Source organism: Opitutus sp. sgz309028 (assembly GCF_059821195.1).
In genome coordinates this window covers 214,294-240,064 of record NZ_JCAMRR010000003.1, presented here as the reverse complement: position 1 = coordinate 240,064, position 25,771 = coordinate 214,294, and the positions used below count along the sequence as shown (strand labels likewise).

Below are 25,771 nucleotides of genomic sequence, written 5' to 3'. Positions count from 1 at the left end.
ACGCGGCGGACGAGAGCTGGGGGTAAGTTCGCGCAAAGCCGGATCGCCACCACGCCAGCGTTTCGAACCGCATTCGACTCGCAAGCCGGGCGAGACTGAGAACCGCATCGAAAAGATTGAGATAATGCGAATGGACTCGAACGCCACGCCGTTGCCGCACCTGCTACTCACGGCGTCCGCCCCAACATCACGCCTCCGCATGCGTCCCATCCTTCGCAGCTGGCTGCTCGCCCCGCTCGCCGTCCTGGTCCTCGTCGCCTGGATCCACTCCGTGCGACTACAGCGCATCGGACATCTTACGAGCCTGCCCGAATGGTCCGTCGACGCCCCGGCGCTTGAGCGCACTTCGGCTACCGGATACCGAAGCGGGCAACGCGCGCTCGTCATTCCCGACCGGCTCGGGCAGAGCCAGCAATGGATTGCGCAGACGCAGACCATGCTTGATCGCGGCGCGTGGCGGCTGCGTCACGTCGACTACGACAACGCGCCGTTCGGTCGCGACACGCACCTACCCGCGCTCTACCGCGGCTGGCTCGGTCTGCTGGCAGTCCTGCATGCGAACTTCACCGGCGTGTCACCTGGTCTCGCGGTCGAGCGTGTCGCTCTCTACGCCGATCCGCTGCTCCAACTTCTCTGGACCCTTGCCACCACGTGGTTCGTGCGACGCCAGTTCGGTCCGCTCGCCGCCGCGCTCGTCGCCGTCGTCCTATTGACACTTTATCCACTCGCCACTTCGTGGCTGCCCGGCGCGCCCGATCCGCAAGGCCTCACCGCCGCGTGCGCGCTGTGGAGCGTGCTCCCGCTGGCGGCCGCCGTGTGGAATCTGCGGGCCAACGGACAGAGGCGGCGGACGCCGCTGCTTGTTGTCGCCGCAGGGGTTGGCGGTGGGCTCGGGCTTTGGCTGAATCTCAATGTCCAGCTGCCGATGCTGGCCGGGCTCGCCGTGGGAGCGGTCGCAGGCGCCGCACTCGTCCGCAAGGCCGGACTCACGAATGCCGTTGCCATCCCCGTCCTGCCGTGGCGGTTGTGGGGAATCGCCGGCGGCGCCGTCAGCCTGTTCGCGTATGCGTTTGAATATTATCCCGATGATCTCGCGTCTCGGCATCCCGGCAATCATCCGCTCCACGCCCTGGCGTGGATCGCAGTCGGCGAGTTGATCCAGCAGGTCGACGGCTGGATCCAGCGCGGCTCGCGGTGGCCCCGGCGGCGCGAAGCCATCTGCGGCGGCGCGGCGCTGCTCGCGCTCGCCGGACTCGTCGCGGCGGCGCTCGCACCACACCAGTCGGGCCTTGTCGCGGATCTCGCGGCCTCACGCCTCACGCGCATCAACGACGGCCTCACCGCGAGTTCGCTCAACCGCTGGCTGGCGGTCGAGGGTTTCTCGTTGCGTGTATTCACGACGCTGTTACCCGCGATCCTGCTATTTGCCATGGGGCTCCCGCTGCTGCGGCGCGGCTCCTCGCCGGCGCGCTGCCACGCGCTGGCGCTGGCGTTCGGACCAGCCGCGGTCGCCGTGGCGCTGGCGATCCTTTTCCTGCGCGAGTGGAACACGTTTGATTCCGTCGCGGTGGTGGCGCTCGCCGTCGCAACGGCCAGGCCGGACTCGGCGACGCCAAACCGCCGGTGGCCCTGGGCGGTCGCAATCGGGTTCGTCGCCGCGCTCGGCGTGCTGCAACTGTTGCCGCCGCGCGCGCTGTTTCATGCCGAGGAGTTCACGCCCGGTGAGATGCAGGCGCTTACCGAACGCGATCTCGCGCACTGGCTCGCGCAACGCGATCCGGACGCAGTCGTCTTCGCGCCTCCCGCCCTCACGACGTCGCTTTCCTTCTACGGCGGCGCGCGCGGGCTCGCGACGTTCGATACCGACAATCGTGAAGGTTTCTCCGGCGGCTTGCGCATCGCCGCCGCAGCCACCCAACAGGAAGCACAGGCCTTGTTACGCCGCCGCGGCGTGACGCATCTCGTCATGCCGGCCCACGACCGCAGTTTTGACCAAGCCGCACGCGAGAGTGTCACTGCCAGCGCCGACGCCCGCCTGCCGGACGGCGTGGAGCGAAAGACCGTCTTCATCGAACAGCTGCGCGAGTGGATTCTCCCGCTATGGGTGCGGCCGGTTGCAGGGGTCACGCCGAAACTCGATGGTTTCGAAACCGACAGCGCGATCGTTTTCGAAATCGTCGAGGAGCAGCGCGAGCCTGTCCTGCTCAGTCACATGGCAACCTATTTTCTCGAGACAGGCCTGACCGGCCACGCTTCCGCGCTGCGGCCATTCCTCCGCCGCCATCCCACCGACCTCGGCGCGCTGGTTTCGCTGGCCGAAATCGAGCGGGCGCGAGAGAGCGAATCGGAGTTCGCCGCAGCGGTTTCCGCGGTGATTGCAGCGTTGAATGCCGGCGCGGATCGTTATCTCCCGTGGGAGCGCCGCATCGCGCTTGCCGCCATTTTGGCCCAGGGCGGCCGGCTCGACCTGGCCCGCGCCCAAATCACACTCTGCTTCGAACGCGCACGACCTGCCGATGTGCAGGCGCTCAGTCCACGCTCGCTCTACCGCTTTTTCGCTCTCGGCCGCCACTATCGTCTCGAGATCGCCGACGAAGCGCTTCGGCGCGGCTCGCTTGCGCTCCTGCCGCCCGAGTTTCGCGAGGCGCTGCGCTAAGGGTGCGCGAGCACCTGCGTCGCGTTTCCAGTGACGAACGCGTGCTCGGTGACCTGGCCGTCCGGCCATCGCACGCGCATCCGACGAGGCGGCCGGTCGCCCGCGTGAGCCAATCGAATCACCGGCGCCCCCTGGCTGTAATAACTAGATCCAGCGCTCATTTCGAAGACACGAGTCGCACCGTCTTCAAACTCGACCCACACGCGCGCGCCGATCGCATGGCGGTTTCCCGCCGCGCCGCGTAAACTGATCTCGACGGCCACGTTTCCCGGCGACGGCACCTGCTGAAACGCCACCGGCGTGTCGTCGTTGCGGCTCACCAGGAGATCGGCAAAGCCGTCGTCATTCCAGTCTGCGACGACGGCCGCCTCGGCGTCGCCCGGCACGACGAGTCCGCTAGCCGCCAGTGATACCGCGATGAAACCGCCGCTCCCGTCGCCCCGCCAAAGCTGGCCCAGTCCTCCCGCGAAACGTCCGATCGACGGCACCGGCGCAGAGGAATTCTGTGCCACATAAAGGTCGAGCGCACCATCGGCATCGAAGTCTGCCGCGACCATGCCCTGCGCGGGCGCGATTTGCGCCAGTCGCGGCAACGGCGAGAACACGTGCGGGCCGTCCGCGCCGCTCAGGAAGATGCCGGTGCGCAGTTGGCTCGCGTAAAAACGTTCCGCGCCCGCCAGCTTCTCGGCCGAGAACACCTCCTCCATCGAAGCGCGGGCAAACGCATCGTTGTGCGGAAACTTCCGCAGCAGCGCCGGGATCGCGACGCCGAGCTGACGGCGCGTCAGCCGCGGGTAAACCCGGCCGGCTTCCGGCACGGCCTCGATCAGCTGCGACTCGCCACCACCCCGGAAATCGCCGGCAAACAACAACGCCGGATGGGAAGCATCCGCGCGATAGGGCGTGTTGAGACCGGCATTGCCGGCGACGTAGTCGAGCTTTCCGTCGCCGTTGAAGTCGCCTGCTCCGAGCGACGTCCACCAGCCATGGCCCGCCGCCGCGAAACCACCCTCCGCGGAGCGATCGCGCCAGTGCACGCCCTCCTCGTTTCGCCACCAGCGCACCGTCCCCCACTCGGCGGTCAACAGCAGATCCACCCAGCCGTCATCGTCGACATCGGTGGCGAGCGCCGCAGTCACCATCCCCACGCTCTCGAGACCCGCCGCGATCTGCCGAGTCACCTCCTCGAACCGACCATCGCGGCTGAGCAATAGCGCGCTCCTCGGCGCTTGCGGGTAACGTCCGGGAGCCACCCGGCCGCCAACAAAAAGATCGAGTCGGCCATCATGGTCGAAATCTGCCGCAACGGCCGCGCCAGCGCTAATCGCCAACGGCGGCAGCATATCGGCCGGCGCCTCGCCAAAGCCACCCCTGCCATCGTTCAGCAGCAGGATCGCGCGATACAACGGCGAGCGGTCAGGCCAGTTCGCTCCGCCGCGAGCGACCAGCAGATCGTCGGCCCCGTCCCCGTTCGCGTCAAAGACCAGCACCGGTCCATCAGCAACCGCTCCACCATGGTGTGTCGCGACTTCCCGGATACGAAAGGAGCCGTCAGCGGCGCGTTCGGCGATTCGGAGCGGGGTCCGCGTGGTGCCGCCAATCACGATTTCCGGCCGCTCGTCCCCCGCCAGATCACCCGCCGCCAGCGCCGGTCCGCGACGATGCAAGCGAAACGGCTGCAGTGGCTGCGGGAGCGAGGCATCGGATGGCTCCTCCTCGCTTCGGACGGCCAGGCCAAGGGCGTCCGTCACCTCGCGAAAGGCCGCCCCGGCATCCGTCGGCCGGGGCGGCGCGGCGTCGCCGCTTTCGGGTTCGACCACGGTGATACGGCGGTCCGCGGGGAGGTGCGCCAGCGTTTGCTCCCGCCCGCTGGGCCACCGAATGACAAGCCGCGCCACCTCGGTGGCGTCGCCAAGTCCGAAGTGCACGGAGGGATCGGAACTCGATGCGTAACCGCGCGCCAGCACCAGCGGTCGCACCTGCACGCCGCTCGCAGTCTCCAGTTCGACGACCGCGCCGACGCCGAAGCGGTTCGACGCCTTTCCGCGCAAGTCAACGATCAGCCGATGTCCGGAATCGCTGTCGTTGCGGAGCACCGTCGGGCCGGTCCGATAGTTCACGTAGATGAGATCGAGATCGCCGTCGCCGTCGAGATCGCCAAACGCCGCACCGAAGCTCACGCCCGCCTGGTCGAGCCCCCAGGCCTCGCCGACCGGTTCGAACGCGAGATCGCCGACGTTGCGAAACGCCAGGTTGCGCTCGGCGAAGACCGGGCTGTGGCGCAGCGCCTGGACCCGCGCGAGCGGATGCTCCGCCGCCATCATACGCGCAAGGAGATCCGAATTGTGCTGCTCGCGGTTCATGCCGGTCGTCACGTGCAGGTCGAGCCAGCCATCGTTGTCCAGGTCCTCGAACCGCACTGACCAGGTCCAGTCCGTCGCCGCTAGCCCCGCGAGGGCCGCGGCCTCGAGGCAGGTTCCCGTGCCCGTGGCGAGAAACAGCGCGTTCCGCTGATACTGCGGAATTTCGCCTCTCGCCGGATCCCGCGCGCGCGCCCGTGAGTCGGCCATGCCGCGGCGGTCTTTCTCCAAGCTCGTGGCGGCCATGTCCGCCACGAGCAGGTCGATGTGGCCGTCGTTGTTCACGTCACCCAGGTCGGCGCCCATCGACGAGAACGGGCAATGCGGCAGCACTGCATCGAGCCGGTCTGAAAATGTTCCGTCGCCATTATTGTGATACAGGGCGTCGCGCGGCGCAAAATCATTGGCCACATACAAGTCGGGCCAGCCGTCCTCGTCGTAATCCCACCAGGTCGCCGAGTGGCCCTTGGCGGCGCCGCGGATACCGGCGCGGGCGGTCACGTCGGCAAAGGTGCCGTCGCCGTTGTTGCGATACATCCGATCGGGTTCGCCGTCGGGATGTGCGACCGCATCGGCGACGTTGGTCAACAAATAGAGGTCGAGCCAGCCGTCGCGATCGTAGTCCGCAAACGCCGCCATGGCCGAGCCCGGCACCCCGGCCAGTCCCCGCACGGCCGCTTCCTCCTGAAACGTGCCGTCGCCTCGATTCATGAACAGCAGATTCGGCGCGCCCGAGCGACACACGTAAAGATCGAGCCGCCCGTCGTTGTCGATGTCGGCGAACGTCGCCCCGTGCTTCCACGTGCCGGACGTGTCGCCCACGCCGGCCAGCTCGGTCACGTCCTGGAAACGCATCCCTCCGAGATTCCGAAACAGCCGGCAGGTCTCGACCTTGCTCACGACAAAGACATCCGGCCGGCCGTCACCGTCGTAATCGCCGATCGCCACGCCGGTGCCGATCGCCCCGCCATTGAATTCCTGATACCGCTGCGCCCACATTTCGGGGTCGGCGTAGCGATTTTCGGCCACGATACCTGTCTCGGCCGGCGGGAGCGCGGTGAAGAGCGTCTCGCCACGAGGTCCCGACGGCGGTGCAAACGGCCGTTCAGTAAAATCCGCACCGGCGAGCGTCCACGCCGCGGCCGCACTCGCGAGCAGCGCACATCCCCAGCGTCGTCTTGATTGAATCCCTGGCATGGCGCCGGAAACATCCCCGCCCACCGCGGAAGTCAAGGCCGGCACCCGTGCGCCGCACGACGCACCGGCACAGCCGCGCCGAGCCACGAGGCAAAGCGCGCGATGGCCGCGCAATATCTCAATTTTTTCCGCGCGGTTCTCCTCATCGTCCACACCGCCGGGAGGCTAAGCTGCGGGCTTGCTTTGGACCACCCTCATTCCTTCGCCATGATCCGGGCGCGCGGCGCGACATTGGGGCTTGTCTTTGCATTGCTCGCGGGCTGCGGCCGCGACGAGCGGGGTTCAACACTCGCCGCCGGCCGCACCGTGATGGCGGACGAGACCTCGTGTGCGGAATGCCACGCGGATCACGCCCGCGGCCACCGCGCCTCTGCGCACGCATTGACCTCGAGCCTGCCCTCTCCCGCCTCGATCAAAGGTCATTTCGAAGCCGGGGCGAACACGTTCGCGACGGCCAACCCGGACGTTTCATTTGTCATGGAGGCTCGGGATGGCGACTTCTTCGAAACCGCGCTCGTCGCCACACCGACAACCACCCTTCGGCGCACCGAGCGAATCGATCTGGTCGTCGGCTCCGGCCGCAAGGGCCAGACCTACCTGTATTGGAACGACGATCACCTTTTCGAGCTGCCGGTCTCCACGTGGACGGAAACCGGCGAATGGATGAACAGTCCCGGCTATCCCGATGGCACCGCCAACTTCGATCGCGGCGTCTCCGATCGCTGCCTGGAATGTCACGCGACCTCCTTCACATCGCTCGCCCCACCGCGCAACCGCTTCGCCCGCGACAGCGTGATTGCCGGCATCGCCTGCCAGAAGTGCCACGGTCCCGCCAGCGAACACGTCGCACGTTTTCGCGCCGCCGCGGCGAGCCGCAGTCCCGTGCCGTCGGATCCTGCGATCGTCAACCCCGCGAAGCTGAACCGGGAGCGCCAGATGGACCTTTGCGCGCTGTGCCACGCCGGCGTCGGCACGCGGAAATCGCCACCGCTATCGTTCGTCGCCGGCGACGCATTAAGCCGGCATCTTGTCGTCGCATCTGCCTCCCCCGACGCGCCGCCTGACCCACATGGGAGCCAGGTGCAGTCGCTCCTGCTCAGTCGTTGTTATCAAGCGAGCACGACGCTGACCTGTTCGACGTGTCATGACGTTCATCAAACGCGCCGCGCCGCCGAGACCTTCTCCGCGAACTGCCTCGCCTGCCACCAAGCGGAGGCGTGCGGAGAACTCTCGCGACGCGGCCCCGCGCTCGCCTCCGGGTGCATCGATTGCCATATGCCGCTCGAGACCACCGAAAAAATCGTGATGCGCGTCGGCGGTCGACGCGTCCAGCCCCAGGTGCGAAGCCACCGCATCGGCCTGCCTCCCCGCTCCACCTCCGACACCCCTTCCTCGCTTCCATGAAACGCCTCCGTTGTCTCCTCCTCGCACTGATCGCCGCCGGCGGAGGCACGCCGCCACGCCACGCGCACCGAACATCGTCTTCATTTTTTCCGACGATCATGCCTACCAGGCGATCAGCGCCTATGGCGATTCGCGCCACTTGATCGAGACTCCGCAGATCGATCGCCTCGCGCGCGAGGGCATGCGCTTCGATGCGCTCGTGCGCTGGAAATATCAACGCTATCTCCACGACTATCTCGGCTGCGTTTGCGCCGTCGGCGAAAGCGTCGGCCGCCTCCTCGCCTATCTCGACGAGGCGGGCTTAAGCGAGAATACGATCGTGATCTACGCCTCCGATCACGGCTTCTTCCTCGGCGAGCACGGTTGGTTCGACAAGCGCTGGATCTTCGAGGAGTCGCTGCGCACCCCATTCCTGGTGCGCTGGCCCGGAGTCGTCCCCGCCGGCTCCGTCAGCAATCGCATCGTCTCCACGCTCGACGTCGCGCGGACGCTGCTCGCCGCCGCCGGGGTTTCCGTTCCCGCGGCGATGCAGGGCCGGTGCCTGCAATCCCTGCTTCGCGGCGAGACCCCCGCGGAGTGGCGGACGAGTTTCTACTACCAGTATTTCGAATACCCCGCGTTTCACGCCGTGCGCCCGCATTACGGCGTGGCCACCGATCGCTACAAGTTGGTTCGCTTCTTCGGGACCGACGTCCAGGACTGCGAATTATTCGACCGGCAGGCCGATCCGCACGAAATGAAGAACGTGGCCGAGGAACCATCCTATCGCGCCGTGCGCGCCGAGTTGGAGAACGAGCTGGCCCGGCTTCGCCGCGAACTTCGCGTGCCGGAAGATGACGCGATCCCCGCAAGCTGGTTCGGGGGGCGGTCCCGCGACGCTGCGCAATCCCGAAGGCGAGCGCCGCTAAGCTGTCGATCTCACACCCTGACGAACAATATCGTCGGCCCCCGGAAAGCGCGCGCCCACCCGGAAGGCCCTGAGCGAAATGCGCCCCGCAGGGCTCGCTTCCTCATCCGCATTCATGCTTTGGAAGGTGGTCCGACGACCGCGGCGGGGTGTTTAGCGATCGCGAGGCGATCCAGCCCGATGGGACGTTTGCCTGCTCCTTTCAAAAGGTAGCTTTCTCCACAACCGAACCGTTTCCACGGCCTGAATCCGGTTCGTCGCTCTCGATGTTCCTTCGCATGAAACACTCTCCCGACCTTGTAACTTCCTGCTTCCTCCGTGCCGGTCCTCCGCGAATCCAGATTCCAGTATGACAGGACTTGATTGGAGCGGGTAAGATCTCTCGAAGCCAAACGGAGACCATCGACCAAAGAAAAAAGGGCACCTCTTTCGAAGTGCCCCGCGTTGTGTTCAAGCGCCTCTCGGGCGCGAGTGACTAGAAGTCGAAGCGCGTGCTCAACTCCCAACTCGTGGTGGCGCCAAGCCGATACTGGCCGACCGTGCCATCCGGGTTCGAGCTGATCGGAATCAGCTCCTTGCCCGCGAAAAGATTCCGCAGATTGAGCTGCACCGACATGTCGACCTTGCTGTTGAGCTTGTAGCGATAATAGATCCACGCGTCATAGTTCACCTCGGAGGGGCCGGGGATCGCCTTGTCCAGATCGGATACCCATACACCCGCATTAGCATCGAACTTGGGATAGAAGCCGAGGTTGGTCCTGCCCTGGTAGCGCACCGCGCCGCCGACACCGAGGCCCTTCAGCACGCCGTGCTTGAAGTCATAAGTGGTGACGACGTTGAAGCGCCATTTGCGCAGCTCGCGAATGGCGCGGTCCTCAGCGGCCTTCGCATTGATATAGGCCTCCTCGACACCGAATCCGCCGTTCGCCACCACCCACTTCTCACCAAACATCTGGTGGTTGTTGCTCGCGCCCTCGTCGCCCCACTCGTCGATTTGCGCGAAGCCGGTGCGGTGCCAGTAGTCGGAACCGTTTTCCCAGTTCGTGCCGCCACTTTTGACATCGTTAAACGTGAAGCCGTCCTTCGCGACGACTTTCATCGCCTCGTAATAGGTCGTCATGCTCTCGCCCATTACGTTTGTGTTGACCGCCTCCGCGCGCGACGCGTTGGCCGAAACACGCCAGTTGCTCGTGATGTTGGCCGTCAGCTCCAGCTCGACACCCTTGGTCTCGATATCCGTGGTGTTCTTGAACGCCGGCACGCTGGTGTAGGCCCAGGTGAAGCCGCTGCCCGCGGGCCCGTTGGGCACGCGGCGCAATTGCAGCGCCGTGAAGAGCTGCTGTCCGAGATCGCCGAAGGGCCGCTGCCATTGCGCGTCGGTGCGCGCTTCATACCAGGCCTTGCGGTAGAGGATTTCCTCGGGACTGATCGTCGGCTGGCTGACGACGGAGCCGTTGGGATTCAAGTGAGTCGTCGGATCACCCCACGTAGCAGCGGCGGCGCGAACCCGCAGCGGATCGTTCAGCATTGCCGCCTTCGACTCCGCCGTGCCGTTTTCCCACGAGCCCGGCACGAAATTCGCGCTCTCGCCCGTGCCGCCAAAGAACCAGCGGTTGACGATCGATTCCGGCAGCGTGCTGATCCGCGTGTTGCCCGTGTAGGAGGCCTCCACCATCAGACCGTTCAAGGTGCGATTCAGCGACTCGCCGATGCTACCAATCGACGGCCCGGGACCCGATGCATAATGCTGACTCGTCTTGTACCAGGTCGCTCGAAAACTCAGCCGATTGTTCAGCGTGTTGATCAACACCGTGTAATCCTTCGACTCGCCCGACTGCGCGGGGATCTGCTGGCGGAAAACGTCAAAGCCCACGTCGGACGGATTCATGTTGGAGGCTTCGTTGTAACCGAGGCTGATCGTTGTGCCCCATGGCAGCCGGCGATTGAGGAACTGCGGCGAGTGCAGCATCACGCCGTAGGAGCGGGTCGTGCCGCCGGTCGAGAGATCGTTGGCCGGATCATAGTTCCACTGCGGGCTGGTCGGATCGACGCGACCCTCGACTGCGCCAGGGTTGTTACGTGCGTCCGGCGCCTGGGTCGGGAGGCGCCCCTTCACCCGCTTGTCGAACATGTCCTTGCGGAGGCCGAACAGACCGACGACGGTGTCGTTCAGAAAGCGCGACTGCCAGATGAACGCCTGTGTGTTCGTGAGCGTCTTGTAATCGCTGCCGCCGGTGTAGAGTTTTTTCAGGTTGGTCGAGGCGTTAAACGTGTCGGCCGTGATCGTGGCAAACTGGCCGATGCTGCGCGGGGTGCGCTCATCGAGCACCTGCGCGGTGATCGAGCCGGGCGGCTGTTGCACGGCATTCAAGCCGGTGATGCCGAGGCCTGCGGCAGAGCCGGCCGTGGCGGGATTCACCGCGCTGCCAAGGTAGTGCAGGCCGATGAAGTCCTGCCCTGAATAAGGGCCGAAACCTTCGCCGATGCCGTAGAGCTGCCAGTCGGCATTGTAGTGATGGTAGCGCTGGCGCGACGCAAGGCCGGTGAAGGTCTGCTCGCCGACAATCGTCGTCAGCAGGTTTTTCCGCTCCAGCATCGTTTCCAGATTCAGCTTGTAGAAGAGCGTGCCGCGCATGTTCTCGCGCATCTCCTGATTCTTGCGGGCGGCAGTGCCCGTCGCGAGATAGGGCCGACCGAAATTCGGGTTCTCCGCCGCGGGGTGCAAGGCGCCCGTCGCATCGTAGGGCAGGTCGCGCTCCGCGCGCACGAAGCGATTAATGTCGATGCCGATCCGCAGCGGATCGTTCACGTAACGGTTGTAGCCGTCCTTGAACTCCTGCTTGTCATAGACGAACTCCACGCCGGCGCGGCCGTCGAGGTAGGTTTGAACGGCACTGAAATTGAGCGCCTTGAAGTCGGACCAGATCGTGTTGTTGGGGCCGGCGACGTCCTGATTCCAGTAGTCGAAGGTGCTCGGGTCGAGAATCTGGGCGCCCTGCCAGCCGGTGAAGCCGCTGAAGGTGCGACCGGACGCCTTCTCCATGGCGTTGATGATCGCCGTTGCCTCCGGATTGTTCGTGAAGGTCGACTTCTGCGCGAGCACGTGCGTCGGATTCGTTGAGTTCTCCGTGAAATTGGCGATGCCGTGAAAGGTGCCGAACGGATTGCCGCCGCGCTGCCGGATCGCGTTGGCGATGCCGGGGCCGCCGACGGCCGAGGAATTCGGGTCGCTGAACACGAGACCCAGTTCGTCATACCAGTTGCCATTCCCCGCGCCGTTGAAGCCGGTGAAGTAGTTGCTCAGCTCCGCCGGCACCGCGACGAACTCGTCCGCCGCATAATACTTGTTCATGTATTTATACCAGTTGCTGATGAAATCTACCGGCGGCGTGAGCGTCGGCGGATTGGCGCGGCGCCGGCCGGTCTCATAGTTCAATGTAAATTGTGTATAGACCGAATCGGCCAGCTCCGGCGTCCAGCGGGGCGAGAGCGTCAGCCGGCGGTTGTCCTCGTATTTGCCCTCCTGGCGAAACTTCTGATTTTCGTCGAGGCCGTTGATCCGGATCGCCAGCTTGCCCGGCACGATCACCTGGTTGAGGTCCGCCGCGCCGCGAACGCCACCGTAGCTGGTGACACGCGCGTCCACCGAATAGGCGTTCTTCGACGTATTCGCGGTTTTCAGCGTGTAATTGATGATACCCGCCGGGCTGCCCAAGCCATACAGAATGGAGTTCGGCCCGCGCTGGATTTCCACGCTGTTGATGTTGTAGGAATCCATCGGGATCTCCGTCACCCAGAAGTCCCGCGTGAGGTCCGCGTTGTTGAGGCCGCGCACCCGCGTCTGATTCTGCGGCCGGAGGGCCTGGTTGGTCGCATAAGCGACGTCCGTCGCGGACGAGCCGAAGAAATTGCCCTCGATGCCGGCGACTTCGGTGTTGGTGGTGAAGACCAGCAGGTCCTGAACTTTCGTCGCACCGGTGTCCTGCAAGAATTGAGGCGTGATTACCGAGATCGCCGACGAGATGTCCTTGAGGCTCGTGTTGAGCCGGCTGCCGGCGAGCGACGACGTGGCCATGTAGCCTTCGTCGCTATCGGAGCGAACTTCGAAGGGGGAAAGCAGCACCACGTCCTCCTTTTCCTCCGCAGTCGCGGTCGAGGAGGCCGGCGCCACTTGGGCTACGGTCGGCGGGACAAGGAATGCAACGAGCACCGACGCCAGGAGCGCTCGATGCCGGGAACAATGACAGTTAGGGGTAGGCTTCATAGTTTGGTTAATGTTATCTTCCGGCCACCGTCAGGGACGGCGATAAAAGGTTGGCGACGCGCGCACAGGCCGCGGCCGACAACGTTGTAACGCCGTGAACCCGAGTCCGCGACGGAAGCGCCCAATGTAGCGATGGATTGCTCGCGCGGGAATGAGAAGGGTCCGCGATAAGCTGCGAATTTCCACACCGCCCCCGCAAGGGCCGCGGGGATCGACGGCGCTCCGGCCCGGGTTTCGCACCGGGAAAAACTCAGGCCGCGCATAACGATTTCACAATTCCCCGCAGTCGACAGCGCCGCGGCCGCGCATCCTGAATTCAACTACAGCGCGCGCCTCTCTGTGCGTCGCGCCCGTGCCGTCATGACGCTTCGCCTGCCCCGCATCCTTTTTTCGCTCCTTCCGCTGGTCGCCGTCACCGCCGCTGCTGGCGATCTCGAGAACACCTTCAGCACCCTTGGATTCAAGGAGAAACCGGGGCCGCGCTCGCCGGTGGTTCACCCCGATGGCCGGGTGACTTTCGTCCTCCACGCCCCTGGCGCCCACGCGGTCGTCGTCGATCTCGGCGAATGGCACGTCGAGCACCTGCCGCTCGCCCGCGCCGACGACGGCTGGTGGAGCGGCACCCTCGGGCCGGTGGCCCCCGGGCTCCATACCTACACGTTCCGCATCGACAGTCTGAGTGTCGTCGATCCCCTCAATCCTCACGTGAAAACTGGCACCGTCGTTTACGGCAGCATCGTCGAAGTGCCGGCGAAGCCACCGAGGTTCGACGCCGTACAGGAGGTCGCGCACGGCGTGACGCATGTGCTACGCTACCAATCCTCCTCCCTGCATCGCTCCAAGACGATGCACATTCACGTCCCCGCGGCGTATGAGCTCGAACCGTCGCGCCGGTTTCCCGTACTCTATTTGCGCCATGGCGGGGGCGACGACGATCACAACTGGCTCCACGATGGCCGCGCCGGCGTTATCCTCGACAACCTTCTCGCGACCGGTGCTGCGGAGCCGATGATCATCGTGATGACCGACGGCATGACCGACGGCACGTGGGCCCACGCCAGCAGCGACGAGGGCATGCGCTTGCTGGAGCGCGAACTGATGGAGGACGTCGTTCCGCTTGTAGATCGCCGCTACCGCGTGTTCGCAGACCGCGAACATCGCGCGCTCGCCGGTTTGTCGATGGGCGGTGGCCAGGCCTTCGTGATCGGACTGCGACAGCTCGATTCATTCGCGTGGATTGCCCAGTTCAGCTCCGGACTGCTCGCGGATCGCGATCTGCACCTCACCGAAATCTCGCCCGCTCTGCGCGACGCCCCCCGCGTCAATGCCGCTCTCCGTTTGCTGTGGGTCGGTTGTGGCGCCGACGACACCCGCTACGCCGGGCACCTCGACCTGGTCGACCAACTGCATGCTCTCGGCGTTCGCGCCGAGTTTCATCCCTCCCCCGGCGGCCACGAGTGGTCGGTGTGGCGCGATCAACTGCACGCACTTTTGCCCGTGCTGTTTCGCCCGGCAGCCGAGTGAGGAAGTCTTCCATGCACGGAGCCACCTCTTCACGGGCGACCGATCTTCCCGAACGCTCGCCGTCGACAGCATGGCCCCAGTGGCCGCTCCAACAACGCCCCGGCCGCACCGGCGATCCACACCAGGACCCGTCGACGCTTCCCCGATCGACCGTCCCGCCCGAAGCTCCGCAGCGTCGCACCGGGCCGTCACGCGCCGAGCTGGTTCCCACGCGCGACGGCGGCTGGACGCTCCGCGGCGGATGGAAGCTCCAGGGAATGACTGCCGTGGCCGCGACCGCCCACGAATTATCGACCCCTGGATTTGACGACGAGACCTGGTTCGACGCGACCGTCCCCGGCACTGTCCTGACGACGCTCGTCGACCAGGGCGTGTATCCAGAACCTACTTACGGGCTCAACAACCTCGCGATCCCCGAATCGCTGAACCGGCAGGATTACTGGTATCGGGTCGAGTTCACCCTTCCGACCACCGACGATGCCCGCACCCCGGCGTTGATTTTTCACGGCATTAACTACGCCGCGGACGTTTGGCTCAACGGCACCCGCCTCGGTGCGATTCGTGGCGCGTTTCGCCGCGGGATTTTCGACCTCGCGGAACTTCTCCAACCCGGTGAACGCGCCGCGCTCCTGGTGCGCGTTTCACCGGTGCCACACCCGGGAATTCCTCACGAGGAATCTTTGCTCGCCGGAGCCGGGCCCAACGGCGGCGCCATGTGCTTCGACGGCCCGACGTTCTTCTGCACGGAGGGCTGGGACTGGCTGCCCGGAATCCGCGACCGCTGCACCGGAATCTGGCAGGACGTGGAGCTTCGGCTGAACGGACCCGTGACGCTCAGAGACGTCCACATCGTCAGCGCGCTGCCACACCCCGATCGCCGCCTCGCCGAAGTCACCGTCTCCGTCCTCGCGACGAATCGCACCCGTCAGCCCCAAACGGTCGTAATCGCCGGGCAATTCGAAAACGTCCATTTCCGTCAGACGGTCGTGCTCGGGTCCGGCACCACCGTCGAGGTGCGGTTCACTCCAGGGGAGTTCGCCGCGCTTCGGGTCGCCAACCCGCGGTTATGGTGGCCCAATGGATACGGAGACCCGGAACTCTACCAGCTCATGCTTAGGGCATTCGATGCATCCGAAGCGGTGAGTGATGTGAAATCGCTCCGCTTCGGCATCCGGGAGCTTAGTTACGAGCTCACCGCGCTGGACGCACACGGTGAGTTGCAGCGTCTCGATTATCTCCCCGCTGCGGCGGGCGGCGTCGCCGTGCTCGACGTGCGCCACGAAGGCCTGCGGCAAACGCCGGCCGGCTGGGTGCCCAGCCTCACCGCGGCGGGTGCGGCCTCGCCGGGGCTCCGGCCGGCACCCGAGTCACGCGCCGCGCCGTTTCTCGTCCTCAAGATCAACGGCGTGCCCATCGTCGCCAAAGGCGGGAACTGGGGCCTCGACGAGGCCCTGAAACGCTGCAGCCGGGAGCGCCTCGAGCCGTTCATCCGACTCGAACGTGACGCGCACCTCACCCTCCTCCGCAATTGGTGCGGCCAGAGCACCAGCGAGGCGTTCTTCGAACTCTGCGACGAATATGGCCTGATGGTCTGGAACGATTTCTGGGCCACGACGCAGGACGCAAATCTCCAGCCGGGCGATCTTGATCTCTGGCTCGACAACGCCGCCGACGTCATCCGCCGCTTTCGCCATCACCCCTCCCTCGTGCTCTGGTGCGGCCGCAACGAGGGCGTGCCGCCTCCGGCGCTCAACGAGGGACTCGACCGGCTGATTCGCAGCCTCGACGGGACCCGGCACTATCAGCCCGGCTCCACTCACATCAACCTGCTCGAAAGCGGTCCGTGGGTCTACGTGGAACCGGTGAAATATTTCTCTGAATACGGCCGGGGATTCACCACCGAGATCGGGCTGCCGTGCGCTCCGACCGCCGACGCCATTCGCGCGATGATGCCGGTAGCGGATCAATGGCCGATCAGCGACACCTGGGCCTACCATGACTGGCATCAGAAGGACCACGGCGAGGTGCACGCCTTCATGGCGGCTCTCGCCGAGCAGTTCGGTCCCGCCACCGGTCTCGAGGATTTTTGCCGCAAGGCACAAATGCTGAACTACGTCGGCCACCGCGCAATTTTCGAAGGCCTGAACGCCCGGTTGTGGTCGCCCGCGAGCGGTCGGCTGCTGTGGATGAGCCACCCGGCCTGGCCAAGTACCGCCTGGCAGCTCTACAGTTCGGACGGCGAAACCAACGGCGCTTACTTCGGCGCCCAGAAGGCCTGCGAACCGCTCCACGTGCAGCTCAACCTCGACGATCGCCTGGTCGTCGTCACCAACGCCACGCTCGCCTCCGTCCCTGGCCTCACCGCACGCGCCGAACTGCTCGATCTGCAAAATCGACTCCTCGCCGCGCAACAAACCTCGTTCGACAGCCCGGCGAACGTCACCACGACCGCCTTTCGTCTCGATGAGACCGCCGCCGCCGCACGACCGATCTATTTCGTCCGCCTGACGCTCACGGATTCGCGAAACGTTCGCCGTTCCGAGAATCTGTATTGGCTCGCTCGCACCGCCGCCGATCATCGTGCGCTCAACCATCTACCCTGCGTTGCGATGGAGGGCAATGTGACCGCACAAATCCGCGGCGGCGCGACGTTCTTTACTGTTCGCCTGCGCAACCCGAGCGACACCGTGGCAGTGATGCTCAGCGTCACTCTGCGCAAGCGATCCGGAGAACGCATTCTACCGGCCTTCGCGAGCGACGGCTGCGTGTCGATTTTCCCAGGGGAGGAAAGAGAGGTCGTCATCGAAACGCCCGCGCCGCCGCCGATCGAGGACATGCAAGTGACCTTGGCCGGGTGGAACGTCGCCGGGGTTTTTTCCGTGGCACGCTGCGATGGCCACTGAGGTATCCATTTTCTTAATCCGATCGGTTTGCGCGCATAAATCTCAGTTTAGATTCGACCGATCTCAGTTTGCGCCCGACGGACGAGCGGGGGTGGACCTTGACCCGGTTCCGCGCGGCTCGCAAAGTCCGCCGCCGTGGATCGCACCCCCGTCCGTCCCCGCTTTCCGCGTCCCCGTTCGCCTGCTTTCATGATGTCGATTCAAGCTGAACCCCGTCTCACCTGGAGTGAGAAGATTGGCTATGCCGTCGGCGATACCGCGTCCTGTCTCTACTGGCAGACGTTCTCGATGTTTCTGATGATCTTTTACACCGACACCTTCGGCCTCGCGCCGGCCGCGGTCGGGACAATGTTTCTCCTTTCACGCTTCTGGGACGCCGCGATCGATCCGGTGATGGGAGTCATAGCCGATCGCACAGAAACGCGTTTCGGCAAATTCCGGCCATGGATCCTTTGGGGCATCGTGCCGTTCATGGTTTCCGGCATTGTGCTCTTTCTCACGCCCGATTTTTCGCCGGCCGGCAAACTCGTCTACGCCTACGTCACCTACACGCTGGTGATGATGGTTTATACGCTGATCAACGTCCCCTACGGCGCCTTGCTCGGCGTGATTTCGCCGCACTCGGAGGATCGCACCACCCTCGCGTCGTTTCGCTTCATCGGTGCGTTCGCCGGCAATATCATCGTCCAAGGTTCTCTCCTTTACCTGGTGGCGACGCTCGGCCGGGGCAACGACCGTGTGGGCTACCCGCTCGCGATGACGGTGTTCGCGCTCCTCGCCGGCGGCCTCTTTTTCTTCACCTTCGCGGCCACGAAGGAGCGGGTGCGTCCGCTCACCGCCCCCACCTCCGTTCGCCGCGATCTGCAGGACCTCCTGCGCAACCGCCCCTGGATTGTGCTCTGCCTCATGGGCCTCGGGACGCTCGTCTATATCTCGGTGCGCAATGGCGCCACGCTGTATTACTTCAAGTATTACGTCGGAGACCAGGAAGCCGCCGCGCCCTTCCTCGTCGCGGGCACGGTGTTCTCGATCCTCGGCGCACTTTTGACGCCGCAGCTCACGCGCCTGTGCGGCGGGAAAAAATCCGCGTTCATCATCCTGACGCTCGCATGCACGGTCTCGATGTCCGTGTTTTACTTCCTGCGCCCGACCGATCGCGTGCTGCTGTATGCCTGCAACATCGTGCAGTCGGTGCCGAACGCCGCCTTGTTTCCCCTCATCTGGTCGATGTATGCCGATACCGCAGACTACGGCGAATGGAAGAACGGCCGCCGCGCCACCGGCCTCGTGTTCTCCGCCGCCACGTTCGCGCAGAAAATGGGTTGGGCCGTCGGCGGCGCCCTCGCCGGCTTCCTGCTCAATGCCGTCGGTTTCGTCGCGAATGCAGCGCAGTCCGGATCCTCCCTCGCCGGCATCCGCCATATGATGAGCACGATTCCCGCCGCCATCAGCCTCGGTGTCGTCGGACTGGCGCTGTTTTATTCCCTCGACTCCCGTGTCGAGCGGCAGATCGGCCTGGATCTCGCCGACCGCAAAAGCACTGCCCCCCTTAGCCCCCATGAAATTCGACGAATCCTTCGGCCCGGTGCGTAAAAACAAAACCCGCAGTCGCTCCACCGCCCCGCGCGTCTCGCCGGCGGAGCTGGGTCTCGCGCCCAGTCCCGCCGATTCGGTCGCTTCAACCAAGTCTCCGAACCCCGCGGCGCGGCGTCACCCGCGGGTGCTTTTGGTTTTCAACTTCTGCTGGGACGATGCCAAGGCCATCCTCATGGGCATCTCCCGCTACGCTCATGGCAACTGGGAGGTGTTGATCGATGCCCAGGCGGCGGCGGCCGAGGAGGACTGGTGGGTGCGCTCGGCAGAGTGGGATGGCGTGATCACGCGCCACATGTCGCCTTCGCTCATCGAAGCCTGCCGCGCCCGGCGCATCCCGCTCATCGATCTCAATGACGCGCCGCTCGTGAAGGACGTGCCGAAAGTCCGGCCCGACAATCACGCCGTCGGTCACATGGGCGCCGAACATTTTCTCGAACGCGGCTTCAAGCACTTCGCTTTCTGCGGTCTCACCGAATCGTGGGCCCGCGAGCGCGCCGCCGGTTTCATGGAAGCACTCGGGCTCGCTGGGAGAAGCTGCAACATCCTGGAGGCCGACTACCGCATGGTCGACCCGAAGTGGGACGAGGAACAACAGGAGCTCATCCGTGAATGGCTGGCGGGGCTCCCGCGACCGCTCGCACTCATGGCCTGCAACGACCTTCGCGCGCTGCAGGTCGTCAGCGCCTGCCGCAAAGCGGGATTCCTCGTGCCGAACGATATCGCAATCTTGGGGGCGAACAACGACTACCTCCGCTGCGCCTTCGGCAACCCCCCGCTCTCCAGCGTAGCCACGGATCGCCAGCTCGCCGGCTACCGCGCGGCCGAACTACTCGACCGCATGATGGTCGCCGGCATATGGGCCGGAAATGACGACATCCGCATCGATCCAATCCGCGTGGTCGTCCGCCATTCGAGCGACGTGCTCGCGATCGAGGATCGCGCCACGTGTGCCGCCATTCATTACATCCGTCAGTTTGCCTGCCAGGGCATCACCGCCGAAGATGTCGCCCGCCAGGTCGGGCTCTCGCGCCACGTGCTCGAGCGCAAGTTCCGCCATCTGCTCGGTCGCTCCGTCCATGCCGAAATCCGCCAGGTCCAGATCGCACGCATCAAGCAACTGCTCATCGAGACTGACATGCCGCTGAAGAACATCGCCGACATCGTCGGCATCGCCCACACCGAGTACGTCAACGTCATGTTCAGCCGCCACGTCGGAGTTACGCCAGGCATGTTTCGTCGGGAACACCAGCCGCGCCAGTCCGAAACGCGCCTGACCTCGTCGCCCGAACCCGATCTGAAGGAAGAATTCTAGCAGCGATCGCGCGTTCGTCTGCGTTCATCGGCGACGAAGGTCAGCGCTGCGGCTTTCGCAGTTTCACCAAAGCCGATCTCATTTACCGGCCCGCCGGCCGGCGCTATGATCGACGGTCGTGGTGACCGTTGATCTCTCCTCCTTTTTTCGACGCAGCGGCGTCGCTGACTTCCTGACGCGAGCCTCTCGACACAGCTTCCGCCGCCTGGGCCTTGTCTCGCTCTGGACGGCCACGCTGTTTTCCACGGCACTGCGCGGCGAAATCGAACAGGCCCTTTGCCTCACGGCGGCACCGTTTCAATACGATCGCGTCGATTTCGTCGTGATCCTCACCGCCGATTGGCATGATCCCTATCGCGCCGCGGACGTTCGTCTCGACCTGGAACTCACTTCGCCCAGCGGTGCGTCGATCGTTGCGCCGGCCTATTTCGAACGAGGCGAGAGCGGCGCGTCGTCCGTCTGGCACGCGCGCTTCACTCCGCGGGAGGCGGGCCAGTATCAAGGTCGCTTCGTACTGAGGCAGCACGATACGGTCGCCGACTCTGCGCCCATCGAGTTCAAGGCCGGCCTTTCCGCAGCGAAGGGCTTCCTCCACCTCGACAGTGCGTGGGCTTTTCGCTTCGACCGTGGCGACGTGTTTCGCGGTATCGGTCAGAATCTCGGCTGGGAATCCCGCTCCGTCGACGATTCCCGCCATTTCAAGAGCCTGCACGAGAATCAGCGTTTCAATTACGAGTATCTCGTCGGCATGCTTCGCATTCACGGAGGCAACTTCTTTCGGACTTGGATGTGCCCGTGGAACCTGCCGCTCGAATGGCAAAAAGTCAGCGACACCAGCCGCTACACGGACGATCCAGCCCGGTTCAATGCTTCCGCGATCCAGCGCATGGATGAACTCGTAGAACTCGCGGCGGCGACCGACACCTATTTCATGCTCGCACTCGACTATCACGGCGCGCTGCAGGGAAGCGGTTGGGGCGCTAACAGCTACAACGCCAAAAACGGCGGACCGGCCGCAACGCCGGCTGATTTCTTTACGAATCCCGAAGCAAAAGCCCGCTACAAGGACCGGCTGCGCTACCTCGTCGGTCGCTGGGGCTACAGCCCGCACCTGGCGGTGTGGGAACTTTTCAACGAGGTCGACAACGCGATGTACGGGCAGAAGCCCGATCCGATCCCCGACGAAACCGTGGCCGCCTGGCACGCCGAGATGAGCGACTTCTTGAAACGCATCGACCCTTACGGCCGGGCTGTCTCGACCAGCATCTCGCATCGCGACGTCGCCGGCCTCAATCGCATTCCATCGCTCGATTTCAACCAGCGTCACATCTACAAGCAAACCGACTCCATCCCGGAGACGATTCGTCGCTCAGAACGGAGCGAAGGGAAACCTCTCGTGATCGGCGAATTCGCCTACGAGTGGGACTGGACCAAAAACTTCAACGAGTTCGCCGGCGAGATGGACCGTGACTTCCAACGCGGCCTCTGGCTCGGGCTGTTTTCACCCACGCCCATTTTGCCCATGAGCTGGTGGTGGGAATACTTCGACGAGCGAAAAACCACGCCGTATCTCGCCCGCGTGCGCGCACTGCACGAACAGATGCTCGCCGCCGGCGGTGGTGAATACGCGGAGCTCGAGGTCCACTGGACCGGCGATCCGCTCCACCACGTGCTCGCGGTCGGCTGCGGCCGCACCCGCTTCGTACTGTTGAGCAACACCGCCGACGCTCCGGCACGCGGCCGCCTCGCCTTTCCCGCTGCTCCACGACCCCGCGCCACAATCCAGATCTATCACCCGGATACGAACCGGTTTCGCCCGCTGAGTTCGAGTGAGACGGCGTTGGATTCCATCGTCATCGAGGCCCACGCCGAACTGATTATCATCGTCACCGAGCAGTGATCGCTCCCGCGCGGAGCGCTCGATGGCGGCGCCTGAACGCGCCGGGGTTCTCCCCGGTCAGCCGTCGGAACATCACGTTCAAGTATTCCGCGTGAGGGACTCCGACTTCGCTGCTGATCCACTTCAGCGGCAGATCCGTTTCGATCAACAGCTGCTTGATCCGGGAAATCTGCATCCGCCTGATCTCGGCATGCGGACTACGCCCGATCGATCGACGAAACCGCCGCTCCAGACTGTGCCGGTCGACGCCCACCTTCGCAGCGACGCCGGCCACCGATAATCCCTGACTGGCGGACTCCCGGATGATTTGAAGCGCCAGTCGGACCACGCGGTCGCGGATCGCAAGCGCGCCGGTCGATTGCCTGCCGACCACCTCGATCGGCGCGATTCGGAGGTCCTCTCCAGCAACGAGGGTGGGCGATGCGATCATTCGATCCAACACCTCCGCCGCCTTGAATCCGGCAAGCCGGAGATCGGTCGCCACGCTCGACAAAGCGGGGGAACTGAAGGCGCAACCCAAGTGGTCGTTATTTACTCCGACCACCCCAATCTCTTCGGGGACGCCAAGCCCCGCTATCCGGGAGGCCGCCAGCAAATGAAGAGCCCTGAGATCGTTGCATCCCATGATGCCGATCGGCACCGGCAGGCTGGCCAGCCGATTTGCAATCAGCATCTCCTGTTCGGAGCGCCAGCCTGGATCTCGCGTTTCGCGAAAGCCCCCGCCGAGTACTTGGCAGTCGAAGCCCGCTCGCTTCAACGTCTCCCGAAACCCCTCTTCGCGTTCGGCAGACCAGGACTCGGCGAGCCCGCAGAATGCGAAGTTGCGATATCCCAGGCTGACGAGGTGCTCGGCAGCCATCCGGCCAACCATGAAATTGTCCGGTCGGATCTTGGGAACGTCTCCGCAACGCGGAGAATCGCTTACATCCACCACCGGCAGCCCGAACCGCCGACACTGATCGAGAAGGAATGGAGTGACGTGTCGTGTGATGACGCCGCTCCAGGATGGTCGGTGTTCCCACCGGCCGGGGCTGAGGGCGGCCGCGGGCAGGTCGAGAAACACCTCCCACCTCCGCCTGGCATAGTGCGCAACGCCCATCAAAATCGCCCAGCTGTCCTCCCAGGAGGAGTCGAAAACCAACAATACACTCGGCCGTTTCGCGGCCTGCTTCAGGTTGGATCGCGCACGGAAACTGACGCCCTCCCCATCTCTGCGCCGTCCGCCGCCACCACGCTCCGGCGGGACGGAACCGCAGGAAACTTCATTGAGGAGGTTGATGTTCATATTTTTCGCAGCGGGAGCGGCTCGCCGTCCCAACGGGCGAAGAGCTAGACACTGATATCCGCCGCGGATTCTACGAAGTGGATGCACGTCGCGCACTGTGTTGGAGCGTGCGCCCACTGAGTTTTATCGGCGCCCGCTACGAGTCATCGCCGGCAGAACCATCGGCGGCACCTCCCCCGCCGCCGACGTTCCCATCGCAACCCCACCCGTCTGCGGGCAGGCGGGCGGGGTTGCGCGGTTGCTGCGTGCACCTACTGGACGGGCGTGCCGTAGATCTCGAACTCGTAGAGCGAGAAGCCGTAGTTCGTGGCTCGGTTGATACAGTAGATTTTCACCCAGCGGGCGGTGCCGCTCAGCCCCGTCTGGTTGTCGGCCGACGACGAGTTTTTACCCCAGAACTCGCGCACAGTCGTCCACGTGCTGTTGTTCGTGGAAAACTGGATCTGGTAATCGCGCGCATACGCCGCCTCCCAGGCCAGCCGCACACGGTTCACGTTATAGTTCGCGCCGAGATCGACGACGATCGACTGGTTGTTCGCCCAGGCACTCGCCCAACGGGTGTTGCCGTTCGCGTCGACCGCCTTGCTGCCTTCCAGACCGGCGCCTTCCGTCGACGTGGTCCAGACCGGACGTTGGTAGGCGATGTTCGGACTGCCCCCGGCCGGATCGGTCGTGACGGTGATGCTGTTGCTCGCGCCCGAAAAATTGCCCGCGGCATCGTAGGCTTTCACCACTAACGCGTAGGAGGTGTTCGCCGTGAGGTTCTGGAGAACGGCGCTCGTGCCGGTCGCCGAACCCATCAGCGCGTTGCTCGGGTTGAAGATTTGGTAACCGGCGACGCCGATGTTGTCGGTCGCAGCAGTCCACGCCAGCGAGATCGACGACGAGGACTTGCCCGTCGAATGAAAATTCGTCGGCGCGCTGGGCGAGACCGTATCGGCGCTGGCTCCGAGTTCGCCGTAGAGCGTGTTGAAGCTGTTGGCCTGAAGCGTGAGGGTGAGCGTCGTCCCATTCGGCGTATACGTGCCGACGATGGTGCTTCGATCGCCGGCCTCGCTGGTCCGCTTGAGTGTCAGCGGCTGGTTGCTGGGCACTCCAGTGAACGTGACGGTGCGTGCGCCGGAAGCCTGGTTGAGGACCTGGAGGACAAATTTGTTCGCCGACTGGTGCTTGTAGGCCACGGTCATGATGTCCCCGCTCGGCTGGCTCGCTTCCACGATCTGCCCGCCGGGCTCGAAGTGGTTCATGTAGGCGAGGTGCACGTTGTGCGACGGGTAGTCGGTGCGCCAGAACCAGCCGGCGGACGTGGACATCCGCGCCACGTAGTAATTTCGATAATAAACACACGCCATCTCCTCCACGCCCGTCCAGTTGTAGCACTCGGGCTTGTCCCAGTAATACGCGTCGTATTCCGTCTCGGTACCCCAGAGGTTGCGATCAATCGATTGGCGCCAAGCGCCCCACTGTTCCCAATACGAGATTGGCTCGCGACCGGTGGTGCTGCCGCCGCGGTAGGTGTGCCACGAGGGGTGGCCGGCGACGCTGAGGTTGTGCACCGCGTTATAGATTTCCTGGTTATACGCTAGGTCCCACAACAGCACGCTGCCGAGGTTCATTTTGGTCGTAAGACCATTCTGCGTGAAGCGGGTCTGGCACTTCTGGATGAGCGCGATGTATTCCTGCGCCGTCAGCGCTATATTTACCCCGGATGTCTTGGTTTCGTTGACGTCCACATAATCCACGCTGAGACCGTAGGTATTCTTGCCGTGTACAAGGAACGAGGTGATGAAATCAGCAAAGTCGTCGAGATTGTTGATATGGCGGTTCGAGCCGGCGGATGGATTGGTCACGAGCCAGTTCGGCACGTCCCAGATGCCGAGAATCGTCGTGATGCCGCGGTCCTGCATGGTCTTCAGCCGGAGAAAGCTGTTGATCACGCGCTGGTCGTTGTAACCGAACGTGCCTTTGGTGGGCTCCCAGGTTCGGTTCGGAAACATGTCGCGGAACAAGGACATGTTATTGTCCAGCATCTGCTGGATTCGCGTATCGATCACATAATAGTTGCCATTGAGGCGATCGCCTTCGTGACAAAAGCCCACGCCGTCGACCGTCTGGCGCGGGGCATTGAGGTTGATCGAAACGGTTTGGGCGGAGAGATGCGCCCCGGTCAGGAGGGCCAGTACAAGCGAACAACAGTGGATGATGCCTATTTTCATGTGGGGTATGTGGGTTTCAGGGCGGACAGAAGAACAGGCGCTCGCGGTTCGCCGGAACCGATCGAGGCGGCCCGTCGGCAAGCGTCGTCAGGGGTAAAGGGGATGACCAGTCAGGCCCGGGCAAAGGGGCACCTTCAGAGCATCAAGTTACCATCCTTCGTCGCGACGTTCATTGAGATTCCGAAACGTCCATCATGAGAATTCGCATCCCGCTCGCGATTGCCTTGCCCCTGGACGCGCATGAGTA

The 25,771-nt window shown here is 64.3% G+C and carries 12 protein-coding genes; 8 read left to right on the top strand and 4 right to left on the bottom strand.

Annotation, left to right across the window (positions count from 1 at the left end; translation table 11 throughout):
- The first annotated feature begins 199 nt into the window (after nt 1-199).
- Complete coding sequence (locus AC6RV7_RS12880; protein WP_500094403.1) at nt 200-2,656, top strand: hypothetical protein; 2,457 nt, start codon at nt 200-202, stop codon at nt 2,654-2,656.
- On the opposite strand, the gene AC6RV7_RS12875 is transcribed toward AC6RV7_RS12880, so the two are convergent.
- Complete coding sequence (locus AC6RV7_RS12875; protein WP_500094402.1) at nt 2,653-6,213, bottom strand: CRTAC1 family protein; 3,561 nt, start codon at nt 6,211-6,213, stop codon at nt 2,653-2,655. The two genes, AC6RV7_RS12880 and AC6RV7_RS12875, sit on opposite strands and share 4 nt — an antisense overlap.
- A 207-nt stretch (nt 6,214-6,420) precedes the next feature.
- On the opposite strand from AC6RV7_RS12875, the gene AC6RV7_RS12870 reads away from it, so the two are divergent.
- Both AC6RV7_RS12870 and AC6RV7_RS12865 read left to right on the top strand, forming a co-directional pair.
- The gene (locus tag AC6RV7_RS12870; protein WP_500094401.1) at nt 6,421-7,617 is read left to right on the top strand and encodes a multiheme c-type cytochrome; all 1,197 of its coding nucleotides are present in this window, start codon (nt 6,421-6,423) and stop codon (nt 7,615-7,617) included.
- Between the two features lie 10 nt (nt 7,618-7,627).
- Nucleotides 7,628-8,737 carry a sulfatase/phosphatase domain-containing protein gene (locus AC6RV7_RS12865; protein ID WP_500094400.1) on the top strand — a complete coding sequence of 370 codons (1,110 nt, stop codon included), beginning with the start codon at nt 7,628-7,630 and terminating at the stop codon, nt 8,735-8,737.
- Nucleotides 8,738-8,999: 262 nt separating this feature from the next.
- On the opposite strand, the gene AC6RV7_RS12860 is transcribed toward AC6RV7_RS12865, so the two are convergent.
- A complete protein-coding gene (locus tag AC6RV7_RS12860; protein WP_500094399.1) occupies nt 9,000-12,734 on the bottom strand; it encodes a TonB-dependent receptor plug domain-containing protein in 3,735 nt (1,244 codons plus the stop codon).
- 414 nt (nt 12,735-13,148) lie between these two features.
- Here AC6RV7_RS12860 and AC6RV7_RS12855 point away from each other — a divergent pair, with 414 nt between their 5' ends.
- From AC6RV7_RS12855 to AC6RV7_RS12835, 5 genes are all read left to right on the top strand, one after another.
- Complete coding sequence (locus AC6RV7_RS12855) at nt 13,149-14,312, top strand: alpha/beta hydrolase (protein ID WP_500094398.1); 1,164 nt, start codon at nt 13,149-13,151, stop codon at nt 14,310-14,312.
- Between the two features lie 11 nt (nt 14,313-14,323).
- Entirely contained in the window at nt 14,324-17,215 is a 2,892-nt protein-coding gene (locus tag AC6RV7_RS12850) for a glycoside hydrolase family 2 protein (RefSeq protein ID WP_500094397.1), read from the top strand.
- A gap of 189 nt (nt 17,216-17,404) precedes the next feature.
- Nucleotides 17,405-18,808: an MFS transporter gene (locus AC6RV7_RS12845; protein ID WP_500094396.1), complete on the top strand. Its 1,404-nt coding sequence runs from the start codon at nt 17,405-17,407 to the stop codon at nt 18,806-18,808.
- Nucleotides 18,774-20,123, top strand: a complete 1,350-nt coding sequence (locus tag AC6RV7_RS12840; protein ID WP_500094395.1) for a XylR family transcriptional regulator — start codon at nt 18,774-18,776, stop codon at nt 20,121-20,123. Before AC6RV7_RS12845 ends, AC6RV7_RS12840 begins: the two co-directional genes overlap by 35 nt.
- A 121-nt stretch (nt 20,124-20,244) precedes the next feature.
- Nucleotides 20,245-22,023, top strand: a complete 1,779-nt coding sequence (locus AC6RV7_RS12835) for a DUF5060 domain-containing protein (protein WP_500094394.1) — start codon at nt 20,245-20,247, stop codon at nt 22,021-22,023.
- Here the strand turns inward: AC6RV7_RS12835 and AC6RV7_RS12830 are convergent.
- Nucleotides 22,010-23,308: an AraC family transcriptional regulator gene (locus AC6RV7_RS12830; RefSeq protein WP_500094393.1), complete on the bottom strand. Its 1,299-nt coding sequence runs from the start codon at nt 23,306-23,308 to the stop codon at nt 22,010-22,012. The two genes, AC6RV7_RS12835 and AC6RV7_RS12830, sit on opposite strands and share 14 nt — an antisense overlap.
- A 251-nt stretch (nt 23,309-23,559) precedes the next feature.
- On the bottom strand, nt 23,560-25,524 hold the full coding sequence (locus AC6RV7_RS12825) for a discoidin domain-containing protein (RefSeq protein WP_500094392.1): 1,965 nt from the start codon (nt 25,522-25,524) through the stop codon (nt 23,560-23,562).
- Nucleotides 25,525-25,771: the final 247 nt, after the last annotated feature.